Genomic DNA, 16,381 nt, shown 5'->3' on the forward strand with positions numbered 1-16,381 from the left:
CATGCACAAGCGACCATGAACCTCCGCCGCAGTCGCGGCTTCACGCTGATCGAACTGCTGGTCGCCATCACCATCATTGCGGTGGCCAGCGCCACCGTGGTGGTGGCACTGCGCAATACCGGCGGTGCCGATCTGGAGCGGGAAGCGCTGCATCTGGCCAGCGTGCTGGAAATGGCACGGGCAGAGGCGCGTGCGGCGTCGCTGGAAGTCACCTGGCAGCCGGACCAAGGGCGCTTCCGGTTCAGCGGACTGCCGCAGGACCTGGTGACCCGGCTGAAGCTGGACCGTGGATGGATGGGCGAAGAACCGTCGGTCACCATCCGGGGGCAGACGGATGCCAACGGCCGGGTCCGGCTGGGACCGGAGCCCATCATTGGCGCCCAGCACATCGTGCTGACCCGCGGCGAGGCCCACATCACTCTGGGCACCGACGGCCTGCGCCCCTTCACCATCGAGCGGGAGACGCCCCCATGAGCCGGACCCGTGCAGCGACCGGTGGGCTCAACCGGGGCCCGAGCCGCCCTGCCGGCGGCTTCACGCTCATCGAAGTGCTGGTCGCCCTGACCATCGTGGGCCTGTGCCTGGCCGCCGGGATGCGGGCGGCGGGCACCATGACCAACAATGCGCAGCGGCTGTCGCTCAACAACATGGCCCAGTGGTGCGCTGAAAACGAGCTGACCGAGATGCGGCTCAATGCAGCCTTCCCCGGCACCGGCACCACCGAGTTCTCCTGCACCCAGCTGGGCCGCACCTTCACCGGCAAGACGGAGGTGGCCACCACGGCCAATCCGAATTTCCGGCGCGTGGAACTGCGGGTGTTCAACGACGATGGCCAGGCCCTGCTCAGCATCACGACCGTGGTGGGGAGGTATTGATGACCCGCCCGAGCGCTCGCGGTTTCACCCTGATCGAGGTGCTGGTGGCGCTGGTCATCATGGCCATGATGAGCGTCATGGCCTGGCGGGCCGTCTCCACGCTCAGCACCACGCGAGATGCCACCGAAGCCCACATGGACAGTGCCGAAACCATCGGCACCCTGGTGCGGCAGTGGGAACTGGACCTGCGAGAAGTGCAGGACAGCAAGCAGGTCACCGCCCTGAGCTTCGACGGCGCCACCCTGCGCCTGACACGCCGCACCACCAAGGGCCTGCAGATGGTGTCCTGGCAGATCCGCGACGGCCGGCTCACGCGCTGGGCCTCACAGCCGGCCACCACCATCAGCGGCTTGCAGGACGCCTGGTTCCGCAGCCAGCAGCTCAGTCCGCAGGATCTGCGCGACAGCCCCGGCATCAGCGGCGTGCAGGGCTGGCAGATGTATTTCTTCCGAAACAATGCCTGGAGCAACGCGCAGTCCAGTGGCGACCAGGACGATGCCGTGACCAAGACCGTGCCCAGCGGCGTGCGCATGAAAGTGCAATTCGCCGGGGGCGGCTATAACGGCGAGCTGACCCGTGAAGTGATCGTGCCGGCCGGAGGCTCGCGTTGAGGCACGGTCACCGTCCCCGCGGCGCGGCGCTGCTGACGGCGCTGCTGATCGTCACCTTGGTCACGACGCTGGCCGCGGCCATGCTGTGGCGGCAGGCGCGCAGCATCCAGATCGAATCCGCCGAACGGGGTCGCGCGCAGTCGGACTGGGTGCTGCAGGGCGCGCTGGACTGGGCCCGGCTGATCCTGCGCGAGGACACCCGTGCCAACCGCAATGCCGGGGCGGATGCCGTGGACTACAACGGCGAAGTCTGGGCGGTGCCGCTGGCGGAAGCCAAACTCGCCAGCTTCCTCTCCACGGACGACAACCACTCTGCCGAGGGCGGCCCCGAGGCCTTTCTCTCCGGTCGCATCGAAGACGCGCAGGGCAAGTTCAATCTCTACAACCTGATTCCGCGGGAGACCGTCAATCCGCCGGTCCAGCTGTCCATCGCACGGCGGCTGTTCCAGGCGGCTGGCCTGAATGCGAGCCTGGCTGACGATGTGCAAAAACGCCTGCGCCAGGCTTTCCCTCAGCCCCAGGCGGAAGGCAATGCCAACGGCTCGTCCGGAAATGGCACCGATAACGGCAATGTCGCCACAGATGCCAACGCGCCGGTCCTGCCCATCCGCATCGAGCAACTGGGTTGGCTCAATCTCACGACGGACCAGGTGGAGCGGCTCAAGCCCTACGTCACGCTGCTCCCGCCCAGCTCGACCAATGCCAAGGTGGTCACGCCCACCATGATCAACATCAACACCGCCCCCCGCGAAGTGATTGCCGCCCTGGACCCTCGCATGGACTTGGGCGTGGCCGACCGCATCGTGCGCGCCCGTGAAGCCAAGGGCATCACCAGCAAGCAATTGCCGTCCTACCTGCCCCAGGGGGTCACACTGGAAGGGCTGGTGCAACCGACCAGCGACTACTTCATCGTCACCGGCCAGTTGCGGCTGGACGACCGCCTGGTCACCATGCGGTCCCTGGTCTGGCGCAGCAACGACTACACCACCCGTGTGCTGGACCGCCAGTACGTCCAACAATCCACCGCTCTGATGGCGGGGCAAGGCCGATAGTCCCGCATAGTCCCCTTCTGTCACGATTCGTCACCCGCTGCTGCGGCCCTGCCCCCCAACCTGCCTCAGACTTGCGCACCCTGACAATGTCGACAGGGTCGCCTAGGGGCTTGTGCGGAGGCTTTGCCGCCGTTCTGTCGCGCAAGCCCTCCTAGAATCCGCCTTCTCATGAGTACCCTGCTCATCCTGCTGCCTGAAGCGCCGCCCGCGGCGACAGGCACCCAAGATTACGAATTCTGGTTCAGCCCCGATGCCCAGGCGCCCGTCCGGGCGGGAGGGCGGGGCGAACGCGCCCCTCTGGACACCATGCCCAAGGCGGACCGGGTGTTTGCCCTGCTGCCGGATGCCGCCGTGAGCTGGCACACGGTGCGCCTGCCGCTGGCCCTGCGCGGTCCGAAGCTGCGCAGCGCCCTGTCCGGCGTGCTGGAAGAGTCCCTGCTGGACGATCCCGAACGGCTGCACCTGGCGGTGATGGATGTGGACAAGGGCCTGCCCGGCCTGGCTGAAGACGTGGACCATCCGGAAACCCGGCTGGAAGACGGCGAAAACCCGCCCCGCTGGGTGGCGGCGGTTGCCCGTGAACCGCTCAAGGCGCACCTGGCGGCCATCCAGTCGGCGGGCCTGCTGCTGGAAGCGGTGTATCCGCTGTCCTGGCCGGACGGCCGGCTCGGCGGTCATGTGGACCAGGGCGCCGACGGCCAGCCCCGCCTGCGCGCCTGGTCGCCGCCGGGCATTGCCACCTTTCCCATGACCAGCGCCGGCGTGCGCACCTGGCTGGGCGAGAGCTGGTGGACGCAGGCCAAGGTCAGCGCCGCACCGGCTGTCTCCGCCGAAGCCGAGCGGCTGCTCGGCCGGCCGGTGGACGTGCTCAATGACACCGAACGCGCCTGGGCCGCCCTTCAGGCCCCGGTGAACCTGCTGCAGTTCGAGCTCACCCCGCGCCAGCGTGGCTGGCAGCGGGTCTACCGCGCCTGGCAGGTGCTGCAGGGGCCGGAGTGGCGTCCCTTCCGCTGGGGGGTGGTGGCGCTGGTGGTGGTACAGGTCATCGGCGTCAATGTCATGGCCTTCCAGCAGCGCCGCGCCATCGACAGCCGCCGGGCCGAGCAGGAACAGCTGCTGCGCCAGGCCTTCCCGCAGATCCGCACCGTGCGGGACGCACCCGCCCAAATGCAGCGGGAACTGGACCTGGCCCGCGCGCGTGCCGGCCAGATCGGCCCCGGCGACCTGGAAGACCTGCTGGGTGCGGTCGCCCGCGCCATGCCGGCCGGTCAACCGCCGCTGCAGGGCCTGCGCTTCGAATCCAACCGCCTGCTGCTGACCGGCCTGCCCGCGCCGGTGCGTGAGCAGGTCCGAGACCGTCTCTTCCAGAACCCTGCCCTGCGGGTCAGCGACGAAGGGGATGCCCTCCAATTGAGCCTGCGCCCGACGACACGATGAAAAGTACTCCCCCTTGGCTGCGCCAGCTTGAGGAGCGCTGGCAGGCCGCGCAGCCGCGTGAACGGCAGATGGCCCGCACGGCCGCAGTGGTGGTGGGCGCGGCCCTGGTGTGGCTGGTCGCCATTGCCCCGGCCTTGAGCACGCTCTCCAAGGCGCCCGCGGAGATCGACAAGCTGGACGCCGAACTGCGCCAGATGCGAGGGCTCGCCCAGCAGGCGCAGCAGCTCAAGCAGACGCCGCCGATCTCGCAGGAACAGTCGATCAGCGCGCTGCGCAGCGCCACCGAACGGCTGGGCCCGAATGCGGAGCTCACCCTCACTGGTCCGCAGGCGCAATTGCGTCTGCGCGGCGTGCCCGGCGCGGCCCTGGCGGTCTGGCTGACCGAGGCCCGGCAGTCCGCCCGCGCCCGCCCGCAGGAGGTTGAACTGCAATCGGGCGCGCAGGGCTACACCGGTCGCATCAGCGTCGCCCTGCCGGGCGCCAACGGCTCATGAAACGCCCCTCCTTCAGCGTCAAACGGCCGGCATCGGCAACGGCGGCGCCGCGCTCGGCGCGTGCCGCGCTGCTGCCCACACCCAAGCCGCGCACCCGTCGCTGGGCATGGGCCGGTGGCGTGATCGGTCTGCTGCTGGCCCTGGTGACCTTCGCACCGGCGGCCTGGCTGGCCTCGGGCCTGGCCGCCGCCACCCAGCAACGCCTGCTGCTGGCCGATGCGCGCGGCAGCATCTGGTCCGGCAGCGCTCGGCTGATCCTGAGCGCCGGTCCCGGCAGCCGGGACGCCAGTGAGCTGCCCGACCGGTTGCAATGGTCACTGCGTCCGGCCTGGATCTCCGGCGGCGTGGGCCTGCGGCTCACCCTGAACCAGGACTGCTGCATCCGCCCGGATGCGCCACTGACCGTCCGCCTGGGCCTGGGCAAGCTGTCGCTCAACCTGCCGGACAGCAGCGACGGCCGCCCCTGGATCCAATGGCCGGCCGCCTGGCTGACCGGCCTGGGCACCCCCTGGAACACCCTGGCGCCGGATGGCCGCCTGGTCCTGAGCGCGCAGAAATTCAGCGTCGATCGCGACCAGGGCCGCTGGAAGGTCGACGGCGTGATCCAACTCGATCTACAAGAGATGTCTTCCCGGCTCTCTTCCGTGGATCCGCTGGGCAGTTATCGCCTCAGCATTCTGGGTTCTGCCACGCCGCAGCTGATGCTGCAGACGCTGCAGGGCCCCTTGCTTCTGAATGGCCAGGGCAGCCTGGGCAACCGCGTGCAATTCCGGGGGGACGCCAGTGCGGCCCCCGGCAGTGAGGCGGCGCTGGCCAACTTGTTGAACATCATCGGGCGTCGCGAGGGAGCGCGCTCGATCATCTCGGTGGGATGAGCATGAAGACACACATGATGCGACCGACAGCCCTGGCCCTGGCCCTGGCCATGAGTCTGATCGCCGCCAGCCTGCCGGTGCAGGCACAGCAGCAGGGCCAGTCGGGCAACCGCCGTCAGCCCGCGGTCAAGCCCAGCACGCCGGTGACCCTGAACTTCGTCAACACCGACATCGAGGCCGTCTCACGCGCCATGTCGGCCGCGATGGGCAAGCCCATCCTGGTCGATCCGCGGGTCAAGGGCACGATGACGCTCACGGCCGAGCAGCCGGTGCCGGTGCAGGAGGCCTACCTGAGCTACCTCGCCGCCCTGCGCGGCCTGGGCTTCGCGATGGTGGACGCGGGCGGCATCCTCAAGCTGGTGCCCGAGGCGGAAGCCAAGCTGCAGACCGGCTCGGTCTCCGTCGGCGGCGAAAGCCGCCAGCGCGGTGACCAGATCGTCACCCAGATCTTCAAGCTCAACCATGAGAACGCGAACAATCTGGTGGCGGTGCTGCGGCCGCTGATCACACCGAACAACACGATCAATGCCAACCCGGGCAACAACAGCCTGGTGATCACCGACTACGCCGAAAACCTGCAGCGCATCAGCCGCATCGTGGCGGCGCTGGACCAGCCGTCCAACACCGACATCGAGGTGATTCCGCTGCGCAATGCGGTGGCGTCGGACGTGGTGCAGCTGGTGCAGCGCTTGTCCGAAGGCGGCGGCGTGGCCGGCCAACCCGGCGGCGGTGCCAGTGCAGGCGGCAACAGCGTGCTGGCTGATCCGCGCAGCAATGCGCTGATCGTGCGGGCCTCCAATCCGGCACGGCTGATGCAGTTGCGCGCGATGATCGCGAAGCTGGACACGCCGGGTCTTGACGCATCCAACGGCAACATCCGCGTCATCTACCTGAAGAACGCCGATGCGGTGCGCCTGGCCACGGTGCTGCGCGCTGCCTTCAGCGCCAACAGCGCGGCCACGGGCGGCACTGGCGGCTCCGGCGGCGGCAATGCCACCGTGGGCGGTCTGGCCACCGGCGGTGGTGGCGGGGGCGGCGTCGGCAGCACGGGCAACACGAGCTTCTCCGGCGGCAACTCGTCCTTCAGCGGCGGCGGCGCCGGTACCAGCGGCTCGTCGTCCGGCGGCTCCGGCGTCGGCGGCTCGACCCAGGTCAGCGCCACCGCGCAGCCCAACACCGGCGGTTTCGTGCAGGCCGATCCGGCCACCAACTCGCTGATCATCACGGCGCCCGAGCCGATGTACAAGCAGATCCGGGCGGTCGTGGAACAGCTGGACACCCGGCGCGCGCAGGTCTACATCGAAGCCCTGGTGGTCAAGGTGGATGCGAGCAAGGTCGGACAGTTCGGTGTGCAGTGGCAAAACCTGTTCGGCTCCGTCGGCATCGGCACCAACTTCGGCACCGGCTACAGCAACATCCTGAACCTGTCGGCGGCTGCGGCTGGCGGCATTGGCTCCGGGAGCGGTGTGAACGTCGGAACGGCGCTGACCTCGGGCCAGATTTCGCAGGGCCTGAACATCGGCGCTACCACCCGCATCGGCAGCTACCTGACGCTGGGCGCCGTGGCCAATGCGCTGGAGCAGCTGTCCGGCACCAACGTGCTGTCCACCCCCTCGCTGGTGGTGCAGGACAACGAGGAAGCCGACATGATCGTCGGCCGCAACGTGCCGGTGATCAGCAGCACCACGCAGGGCAACAGCATCACCAGTCCGTTCAACACCTACGAACGCCGGGACGTCGGCCTGCGGCTGAAGATCAAGACGCAGGTCGGTGAGAACGGCACGGTGCGCATCAAGGTCTATCAGGAGAACTCCAGCGTCGTGGATGGCACGGGCTCCAGCGCCACCGGCCCCACCATCGACAAGAGCGCGGTGGAGACCTCGGTCACGCTGGAAGACGGCCAGGCCCTGGTGCTGAGTGGCATGCTCAAGGACGAGTACAGTGATGGCGAGAACAAGGTGCCTGGCCTGGGCGACATTCCGCTACTGGGCAACCTGTTCAAAAACCAGAGTCGCAACCGCAGCAAGTCCAACCTGATGATCTTCCTGCGCCCTGTCGTACTGCGCACGCCCGAAAGTGCCAACGCCGTCACACTGGACCGTTACGATGCCATCCGTGCCTACCAGCAGGATGTGCAACCGGCCCGGACGCTGGTGCTGCCCAACACCGGTGCGCCACTGCTGCCAGAGCGTCCGGCGTCATCGCCGGCCTTGCCGACGCCGCCACGGCCCGCCTCGGAACCTGCTTCGGAGTCGACTCGCTGAACGAAAGATTGTTGCCCATGGCCACCCGCCATCCCCTGCCTTACGCATTTGCACGCAGCCAGCAGTTGCTGCTGGAAGACGACGGTGAGCAGCGCACGCTCTGGGCCACGCCCGTGGCCAGCCTGTCCACACTGTCCGAGCTCCAGCGCGTGCATGCGCCGCACCGGGTGGAATGCATCAGCCCGGCCGACATGGCCGCGCGGCTGCAGGCCGCCTACGCCGGCGGGGAAGACAGCGCGGCGCTGGTGGTCGGGGAAGTGGAAAGCGCGGTGGACCTGTCCCGCCTGATGCAGGACCTGCCGGCGGTCGAAGACCTGCTGGAAGCAGCCGACGACGCGCCCATCATCCGCATGCTCAATGCGCTGCTGACGCAGGCCGCCAACAACGGCGCCAGCGACATCCACATCGAGCCCTATGAACGCGAAAGCAGCGTGCGCTTCCGGGTGGACGGCACGCTGCGGGAAGTGGTGCGGCCGAACCGCGCCCTGCATGCAGCGCTGATCTCGCGCCTGAAGATCATGGCCGAGCTGGACATCGCCGAAAAGCGGCTGCCGCAGGACGGCCGGATTTCGCTGCGCATCGGCGGACGGGCCATCGACGTGCGGGTCTCGACCCTGCCCTCGGCCCACGGCGAGCGGGCGGTGCTGCGTCTGCTGGACAAGTCCGAGTCCAAGTTCACCCTCACCGGGCTGGGCATGGACGGCGAGCGGCTGGCGCGTTTCCAGCGCCTGGTGCAGCAGCCCCACGGCATCGTGCTGGTCACCGGCCCGACCGGTTCGGGCAAGACCACCACGCTGTATGCAGCCATGCAGACGCTGGACACCTCCACCACCAACGTGCTGACGGTGGAAGACCCGATCGAATACGAGCTGGCCGGTGTCGGCCAGACCCAGGTCAATGCCCGCATCGACCTGACCTTTGCCAAGGCGCTGCGCGCCATCCTGCGGCAGGACCCGGACGTCATCATGATCGGTGAAATCCGGGACTACGAAACCGCGCAGATCGCCATCCAGGCCTCGCTGACCGGTCACCTGGTGCTGGCCACGCTGCACACCAACGACGCCGTCAGCGCCGTCACCCGCCTGACCGACATGGGCGTCGAGCCCTTCCTGCTCAGCTCCAGCCTGCTGGGCGTGCTGGCCCAGCGCCTGGTGCGCAAGCTCTGCCCGGTCTGCAAGACACCCGCGCCATCGCCCCTGCCCGGCGGCGGGACCCGTTACCAGCCGGTGGGCTGCCAGGCCTGCTCCTCCAGCGGCTACAAGGGCCGCACGGGGGTGTATGAGCTGATGGTCTGCGATGACAAGATCCGCCACCTGATCCACGGTCAGGCCGCCGAGTCCGATCTGCTGGCCGCTGCCCGCGCCAACGGCCTGCGCTCCATGCGCGAGGACGGTGACCGGCTGGTGGCCGCCGGGGTCACCTCCGAAGAGGAAGTGTTGCGCGTGACGCGGGAGTGATGCTGAATGCCCGCCTACAAATACGAAGCCCTGGACAACACCGGCAAGCCCCGCCAGGGCTTGCTGGAAGCGGACAACCCGCGTGCCGCACGCGCGCAGTTGCGTGGCCAGGGCCTGGTGCCGATGGAAGTGAACGCCGTGGCGGCACCCAAGTCCAGCAGCCGCTGGTCGCGCCGGGTGTTCAACGGCTCGGGGCTGTCGGTCTGGACCCGGCAACTCGCCGGGCTGGTGGCGGCCGGACTGCCGCTGGAGCGGTCGCTCGCCGCGCTGGCCGATGAAGCCGACGATCCGCGCCAGCGGGACCTGATGTCCTCGCTGAAGGCGGAGGTCAATGCCGGCTCGCCCTTTGCGCGCGCCCTGGGCACCGCGCCGCGGGAATTTGACGAGGTCTATCGCGCGGTGGTGGCCGCCGGCGAGCAGAGCGGCGCTCTGGGTCCCGTGCTGGAGAGCCTGGCCGACGACCTGGAAGAGACGCAGCGCCTGCGCTCGGAGCTGTTCGGGGCGCTGGCCTACCCGATCATCGTCTGCTTCATCTCGCTGCTGGCGGTGGGCTTCCTGCTGACCTACGTGGTGCCGCAGGTGGCCGCCGTCTTCACCCAGACCCGCCAGACCCTGCCGCTGCTGACCCGGATCATGATGGGCACCTCCGACGTGTTGCGGCAATGGGGCCTGCTGATCATCGGCCTGCTGGTGGTCGGCGGCATCACCATCCGCCAGACGCTGAAGAAGGAAGGCCCGCGCCAGCGCTTTGATGCGGCCTGGCTGAACCTGCCGGTCATCGGACGGATCTCGCGCGGCTACAACGCGGCGCGGTTTTCCGGCACGCTGGCCATGCTGGCCGGCGCCGGGGTGCCCATCCTGAAGGCCTTGCAGGCCGCCGCCGAGACCCTGTCCAACCACGCCATGCGGGCCGATGCGATGGACGCCCTGGTGCAGGTGCGCGAAGGCGCGCCGCTGGGGGCCGCCCTGGCCGGCAAGAAACGCTTCCCCGGTCTGCTGTCGATGTTTGCCCGGCTGGGCGAGCAGACCGGCCAGTTGCCCGACATGCTGCAGCGCGCTGCACGGCAACTGGGCAATGAGGTCAAGCGCCGCGCCATGACGCTGGCCACGCTGCTGGAGCCGCTGCTGATCGTGGCCATGGGCGGTGTGGTGATGCTGATCGTGCTGTCGGTGCTGCTGCCGATCATCGACATGAACAAGCTGGCCACGCAATAACCGGGGCTCCTGCCGACATGCCTGCCAATCTGGACGGACAACTGGTCGTGGCGATCTCGTCACGGGCCCTGTTTGATTTCGAGGAAGAGAACCAGCTGTTCGAAGCCGGGGACGACCGCGCCTACATGCAGCTGCAGCAGCAGCGCCTGGAGCAGCCGGCCAAACCAGGCACGGCGTTTTCGCTGGTCCACAAGCTGCTGGCCTTCAACCTGCCGGGCGAGCGCCCGCGGGTGGAGGTGGTGGTGCTGTCCCGCAATGATCCGATCTCCGGCATGCGGGTCTTCCGTTCAGCCCAGCATTACGGGCTGCCGATCCTGCGCGGCGTGTTCACCCGCGGGCAAAGCCCCTGGCGCTATCTGCGGCCGCTCAAGGCGCATCTCTTCCTTTCCGCCAACGAGGAGGACGTGCGCTCGGCCCTGGCGGCCGGCGTGGCGGCAGCGCGGGTCTTTCCGCAGTCGGCGCGGGCGTCGGTGGCCTATCCGGAAGAGCTGCGCATCGCGTTCGACGGCGATGCGGTGCTGTTCTCCGACGAGGCCGAGCAGGTGTTCCAGCGGGACGGCCTGGATGCCTTCCAGGCCCATGAACGCGAGCGCAAGCTCACCCCGCTGCCAGCCGGTCCCTTCAAGCAGGTGCTGCATGAACTGCAGCGACTGCAGAACCACCCGCTGGGTCCGATGCGCATCCGCACGGCGCTGGTCACGGCCCGCAGTGCGCCGGCCCATGAGCGCGCCATTCGCACACTGATGGACTGGCAGGTGGAGGTGGACGAGGCCATGTTCCTCGGCGGTCTCGCCAAGGGGGAATTCCTCAGGGAATTCGAGCCGGATTTCTTCTTCGACGACCAGGCCGGCCACATCGAAAGCGCCGTCGTCCATGTGCCATCGGGCCACGTGACCACGGGTGTGACGAATCACTGAGCCCCCGGGCTTGCGCAGAATAGGGGCATGCGCCCCACTCCTGCTCATCCCACCCCTGCCCGCCCTGCGCCGGCGTCCTCGTCCTCTTGCTCATCCTGCGTGGACGTCTCACTGTCCACAAAGGCGGCGACCTCGCGTTCCGCTCACGGCCCTGCCCCGCGGGCCTCGCTGATCAGCCTGGCGCTGGCGGCGGCCTGTTCGGGTGGCCTGCTCGTGGCGGCGGGCAGTGCGTGGTCGGCTCCAGCGGAGCCTTCCGCCCTCCCCGCGAGCGTGAGCCCACGCAGCGCCCCGTCGCAGCCTGCCGTCTCCCCGGCCGAAGGCTTCTACCGTCAGCCTGCGCTGCAAGGCGACCGCCTGGTCTTCGTGTCCGAGGGCGATCTCTGGACGGCCAGCGCGCAGGGCGGCGTGGCGCAGCGACTGACCACCCACCTGGGCAGCGAAAGCGCCCCTGCCCTCTCGCCGGACGGCCGCTGGCTGGCCTTCGTGGGCCAGTACGACGGCGGCGCGGGCGACGTGTATGGCATGCCCGCCACCGGGGGCGTGCCGCGCCGCCTGAGCTGGGACACCGGCCCCGTGCGGGTGTGGGGCATCACCGCCCGCAACGAGGTGCTCTACACCGGTGCGACCGAACGCGGGGAAGCCGGCACGCAGCTGCATCTGGTCAGCCTCGAGACCGGGGAGCGCCGCGCGCTGCCGGTGGGCCAGGCGGCCGACGGCGCCGTCAGCGACGATGGACGCTGGCTCTACTTCACCCGCAACGGCCTGCGCGGCGACAACGCCCGCCAGTACCGCGGCGGCGCCATCGCCCGGCTGTGGGTGATGGACCTGACCAGCCAGGCCGAGGCCCGGCCGCTGGTGGCCGAGGGCAATAACGACCGGCGGCCCATGCCCTACCGCGATGGCCAGGGCCGGGACCGCATCGCTTTCCTCTCCGACCGGGACGGCACCTACAACCTCTGGTCGGTGGCCGCCGACGGATCGGACCTGCGGCAACACACCCACCATCGGGGCTGGGACATCCGCCATGCCAGCCTGAGCGGGCGGCAGGTGGTATATGCGCTGGGCGCCGACCTGTATCGGCTGGATCTGGAGGGCGCCGCGGACAGCGTGAAGCTGTCCTTCCTCCTGAACAGCGACCACGACCAGATGCGCCGGCGCTGGATCGCCAAGCCGCAGGACTTCCTCACCCACATCGCCCTGTCGCCGGACGGTGAGCGTGTGGTGCTGACCAGCCGCGGCCGTCTGGCGACCCAAGGGGTGGGGCCGCTGCGCCGCGCCGAGCTGGCCTACCCTGCCACGCTGCAAGATGCCGGCCGGTGCCGCGATGCCCGTTTCAGTGCCGACAGCCGCTCGGTCTTCTCCGTCTGCGACTTCAGCGGCGAGACCGAAATCTGGCGCCTGCCGGCCAACGGCACCGGCCAGCCCGAGCCGATCACGCGGGGCGCCAGCGCCATGCGCCAGCAGTTGCTGCCCTCGCCAGACGGCCGCTGGCTGGCCCATGAGGACAAGGAAGGCCGGCTCTTCCTGACCGACCTCCGCGCCAAGGAGCCCGCCGCCAGCACCCGCCAGATCGACCAGGACCGCACCGGGGACGGTGTGTCGCAGATGCGCTGGTCGCCGGACGGCCAGGTGCTGGCCTACGTGCGCAACACCTCGAATGTCTACCGCGCGCAGCTGATGCTCTACAGCGTGGCTGAGCAGCGGGTGCTGCAGCTCAGCAGTGACCGTTATGCCGCGGCGGCACCGGCCTTCAGCCCCGATGGGCAATGGCTGTATTTCCTGTCCCGGCGCAGCTTCGTGGTCAGTGCCAACGGCGCGCCCTGGGGCGACCGCAACATGGGGCCGCAGTTCGACCGCGGCTGGAAGGTCTACGCCCTGGCGCTGCAACCGGGTCTGCGTTTCCCGTTTGCGGCACCGACGGAGCTGCAGCCGGCAGGTGCTGATGGCAAGGACACCGAGGACAACAAGGACAAAGGGAAGGACGCCGGAAAGGACAGCAGCAAGGGCAGTGGGGCCGAACCGAAGCCTGGCGTTCGCAGCGACTCTGCTTCGGACAGCGCCGCTAACACCGCCACGAACACCGCAATCAAGGCCGGCAATGCGCCCAAGGCCCGTCCCGCGGTGGTGCTGAACGGCCTGGCTGAGCGGCTGTATGAAGTCCCGCTGGCCGCGGGCAACTTCGATGACCTGCGTGTGGACGCCAAGCGTCTGTATCTGCTGGAAGGCAAGACGCTGCGGCAACTGCCCATCGGGCCGCAGGAACAAAAGGCCGAGACCGTCAGCGAGCAGGTGCAGTCCTTCGACCTCAGCGCCGACGGCCGCAAGCTGATGGTAGTGAAAGCTGCCGGTGCGGGCGCCGCTGCGGACATCCTGATCGTGGAGGCTGGTCCCAAGCTGCCGACGGAGCTCGACAAGTCCCGCGTCCTGTGGAGCGACTGGCAGATTCAGGTCGACCCGCGCGCGGAGTGGCGCCAGATGTTTGCCGACGGCTGGCGCATGCAGCGCGACTATGTCTACGACAAGGGCATGCACGGCGTCGATTGGCGCGCCATGCGCAGCAAGTATGCGCCGCTGGTCGAGCGCGTCACCGAGCGGGGCGAGCTCAACGAGGTGATGGCGCAGATGGTGGGCGAAATCAGCCTGCTGCACAGCTCGGTACGGCCCGGTGACGTGCGCCAGTCCAGCGGTGAGCCGGGCTGGGCGGGTCTGGGCGCGCTGCTGGTGCGCGATCCGCTGGGCTGGAAGATCCAGCGTGTCTACAGCGGCGATCCGGAGCTGCCGTCGGAAGCCGGTCCGCTCGCGGCCCCCGGCCTGAACATTCCGCTGGGCTCGGTCATTACCGCCATCAACGGCCGGGACGCCGCTGCCCTGCCCGACCCGACCGAGGGCCTGCGCGGCCAGGCCGGCAAGCAGGTGCTGCTGCAGCTGCGTGAGCCGGGTGGACGCAGTCGCAGCGTGGTCGTGACGCCGGTGGACCAGCGCCGGGAAGCACGCCTGCGCGTGGATGACTGGCGCTATGGCAAGGCCCGTCGTGTGGACCAGGTCAGCCAGGGTCGCATCGGGTACGTGCACCTGCGCGCGATGGGTCCCGAGGACATCGCCGATTTCGCCCGCGAGTTCTACGCCCAGAGCGACCGCGACGGACTGATCATCGACGTGCGCCACAACAACGGCGGCAACATCGACAGCTTCATTCTCGAAAAACTCTCCCGCCGCGCCTGGGCCTTCTGGCAGCCTCGCTCGCCCGAGGGCGCCAAGCCCTATCCCAACATGCAGCAGACCTTCCGCGGGCATGTGGTGGTGCTGGCCAACGAGGAGACGTATTCGGACGGCGAGACCTTCACCGAAGGCTTCAAGCGTCTGGGGCTGGGGCCGGTCATCGGCATGACCACGTCCGGCGCCGGTGTCTGGCTGTCCGACGGCAACTGGCTGGTGGACAAGGGCATGATGCGCGCGGCTGAGAACGGCCAGATCCTGATCGACGGCAGCTTCATCGTGGAAGGCAAGGGCGTGACGCCGGACCTGCGCGTGGACAACCCGCCGCGCGCCACTGCCAACGGCCAGGATGCGCAGCTCGACGCGGCCCTGGCATGGCTGAACAAGCGCCTGCAGGAAGCACCGGTCGAGACGCCCAAGCCGGGGGCGTATCCGCGGCCGATCCAGCAGTGACCCAGCTTGGGGCGCTCATCAGTGACGCGGTGACGCCCCATCTCGTGAGGGCTTGAAACAGTTGCTCGGACGGTGAGGCCCGATCGAGTGCCGTCCACCTCACGCTCCCATCGAAGCTCCCAACCACAGCGCCCTTCCAGGGCGCTTTTTTTCGCCTGCACAAGGCAGCCAGGCGGGATCACGGACATTCAGGGGACATCCGCAGACACCCGTCCGGCATCCGCATTGCCCATTCGGCACGGCCGCACGCGGCTGGAAACACCCTTCACCGTTGGACGCAGTTGCTGACCTCCTCGCTGTCAGCCGCTCCCTAGCATCGCGCGTCGCGGCAGTCCTGCACAGCGCCCTTGCCGCGTTGGCGGACATCTTCGGAGAAGTACACCCATGCGTCCCACCCAAGATCGCGAGATCGTTGGCCTGCAGGCCCTGCGAGCGTTTGCCGCAGTGGCCGTGGTCCTGCACCACGCCCTGCGAGCGTCCACCGTCAATGCACCCGCAGACCTGCCGCTGCTGCCGTCGCTGCTGCCCGCCTGGCTGATCGAGGCGGGGGCCGGTGGCGTGGATGTGTTCTTCATCCTCAGCGGCTTCCTGATGGTCTACATCTCGGGCAGCTATGTGCAGGGACGCCGCCCGGTGTCCCACTTCCTGCAGCAGCGCGTGCTGCGGGTCTGGCCGATGTATGCACTGGTGACGCTGTTCGCGCTCAAGCCCGCCCTGATGCACTGGTGGGCCACGGGCGAGCGCGGTTTCAACCTGTCCGCCGAGCGGCTGGGAGGACTGCTGCTGCTGCCGTCCTTCAACGAGCGGCATCTGATCCAGCCTATCGTCGGCGTGGGCTGGACCTTGAGCTACGAGGCCCTGTTTTATCTGTGCTTTGCCGCCGCCATCCTGCTGGCGCGGCAGCATCTCTTCCCGGCGCTGTGCGCCATCCTCGCGGCGGCTTTCGGCGTGGGCCTGCTGCTGCCGCAGTCCACTGTCTGGCACGGCTTCCTGGCGGACCCGATCACCCTGGAATTTCTCTTCGGCGCGGCCATCGCCAGCTTCGTGCCCTGGCGCGATCGCAGTCCCATGGGATCGGTGCTGCTGGTGATCGCAGGCCTGGCGCTGTTCGGGCTGTTTTCGGCGCTGGGGCTAATCCCCACCGGCTGGCGCTGCGTGAGCTTTGGCGTGGCGGCCGCCCTGCTGTTTGTCGGCGTGCTGCGGCTGGAAGGCCGGCTCACCTGGCCGCGCTGGGTGGTGATGCTGGGCAACGCTTCCTACTCGATCTACCTTGTGCACGTGCTGGTCATCTACCAGCTCATCCCCTACGCCGAGCGGGCAGTGCGCAAGTACCAGCTGGTGCTCAGCGCCGACCTGCTGGCGCTGATGCTCACCGCCGCCGGCGTCGGCGTGGGCCTGGCCTGCTACTTCCTGCTGGAAAAGCCCATCACCACCTGGCTGATGCGCAAGCCACGTGGGGGCGCACCGGCGGTCCTGCCGGTGTCGGTACGCCCCCGCTGAAGTGCTGGGCGCGAG

At 68.7% G+C, this 16,381-nt stretch carries 13 protein-coding genes; all 13 read left to right on the forward strand.

The genetic code is table 11. The features are described 5' to 3' along the window. Positions 1 to 15: 15 nt before the first annotated feature. The 13 genes from DES44_RS14975 (at position 16) to DES44_RS15035 (ending at position 16,366) form a co-directional block, all read left to right on the forward strand. Complete coding sequence (locus tag DES44_RS14975) at positions 16 to 474, forward strand: type II secretion system protein (protein WP_058933916.1); 459 nt, start codon at positions 16 to 18, stop codon at positions 472 to 474. Then, positions 471 to 875 carry a type II secretion system minor pseudopilin GspI gene (gspI, locus tag DES44_RS14980; protein WP_058933915.1) on the forward strand — a complete coding sequence of 135 codons (405 nt, stop codon included), beginning with the start codon at positions 471 to 473 and terminating at the stop codon, positions 873 to 875. The genes DES44_RS14975 and gspI overlap by 4 nt, the downstream gene beginning before the upstream one ends. Continuing rightward, complete coding sequence (locus DES44_RS14985) at positions 875 to 1,486, forward strand: prepilin-type N-terminal cleavage/methylation domain-containing protein (protein ID WP_058933914.1); 612 nt, start codon at positions 875 to 877, stop codon at positions 1,484 to 1,486. Before gspI ends, DES44_RS14985 begins: the two co-directional genes overlap by 1 nt. After that, positions 1,483 to 2,538, forward strand: a complete 1,056-nt coding sequence (gene gspK / locus DES44_RS14990) for a type II secretion system minor pseudopilin GspK (RefSeq protein ID WP_058933913.1) — start codon at positions 1,483 to 1,485, stop codon at positions 2,536 to 2,538. Before DES44_RS14985 ends, gspK begins: the two co-directional genes overlap by 4 nt. A gap of 168 nt (positions 2,539 to 2,706) precedes the next feature. Continuing rightward, on the forward strand, positions 2,707 to 3,975 hold the full coding sequence (gene gspL / locus DES44_RS14995; RefSeq protein ID WP_058933912.1) for a type II secretion system protein GspL: 1,269 nt from the start codon (positions 2,707 to 2,709) through the stop codon (positions 3,973 to 3,975). Next, complete coding sequence (locus tag DES44_RS15000; protein WP_058933911.1) at positions 3,972 to 4,469, forward strand: type II secretion system protein M; 498 nt, start codon at positions 3,972 to 3,974, stop codon at positions 4,467 to 4,469. Before gspL ends, DES44_RS15000 begins: the two co-directional genes overlap by 4 nt. Further along, positions 4,466 to 5,344 (forward strand): type II secretion system protein N, encoded by an 879-nt coding sequence (gspN, locus tag DES44_RS15005; RefSeq protein WP_058933910.1) that lies wholly within the window; start codon positions 4,466 to 4,468, stop codon positions 5,342 to 5,344. The genes DES44_RS15000 and gspN overlap by 4 nt, the downstream gene beginning before the upstream one ends. 14 nt (positions 5,345 to 5,358) lie before the next feature. Further along, on the forward strand, positions 5,359 to 7,608 hold the full coding sequence (gene gspD, locus DES44_RS15010; RefSeq protein WP_233441652.1) for a type II secretion system secretin GspD: 2,250 nt from the start codon (positions 5,359 to 5,361) through the stop codon (positions 7,606 to 7,608). Between the two features lie 17 nt (positions 7,609 to 7,625). Next, entirely contained in the window at positions 7,626 to 9,065 is a 1,440-nt protein-coding gene (gspE, locus tag DES44_RS15015; RefSeq protein ID WP_058933908.1) for a type II secretion system ATPase GspE, read from the forward strand. A 6-nt stretch (positions 9,066 to 9,071) separates the two neighbouring features. Continuing rightward, complete coding sequence (gene gspF / locus DES44_RS15020; RefSeq protein ID WP_058933907.1) at positions 9,072 to 10,280, forward strand: type II secretion system inner membrane protein GspF; 1,209 nt, start codon at positions 9,072 to 9,074, stop codon at positions 10,278 to 10,280. A 17-nt stretch (positions 10,281 to 10,297) separates the two neighbouring features. Continuing rightward, the gene (locus DES44_RS15025) at positions 10,298 to 11,197 is read left to right on the forward strand and encodes a 5'-nucleotidase (protein WP_058933906.1); all 900 of its coding nucleotides are present in this window, start codon (positions 10,298 to 10,300) and stop codon (positions 11,195 to 11,197) included. A 270-nt stretch (positions 11,198 to 11,467) separates the two neighbouring features. Continuing rightward, a complete protein-coding gene (locus DES44_RS15030) occupies positions 11,468 to 14,866 on the forward strand; it encodes a S41 family peptidase (protein WP_232309926.1) in 3,399 nt (1,132 codons plus the stop codon). Between the two features lie 384 nt (positions 14,867 to 15,250). Further along, a complete protein-coding gene (locus tag DES44_RS15035) occupies positions 15,251 to 16,366 on the forward strand; it encodes an acyltransferase family protein (RefSeq protein ID WP_058933904.1) in 1,116 nt (371 codons plus the stop codon). The last annotated feature ends 15 nt before the right edge of the window (positions 16,367 to 16,381 follow it).

Origin of the sequence: Roseateles depolymerans (assembly GCF_003387155.1) — a bacterium.
GTDB lineage: Bacteria > Pseudomonadota > Gammaproteobacteria > Burkholderiales > Burkholderiaceae_C > Roseateles > Roseateles depolymerans.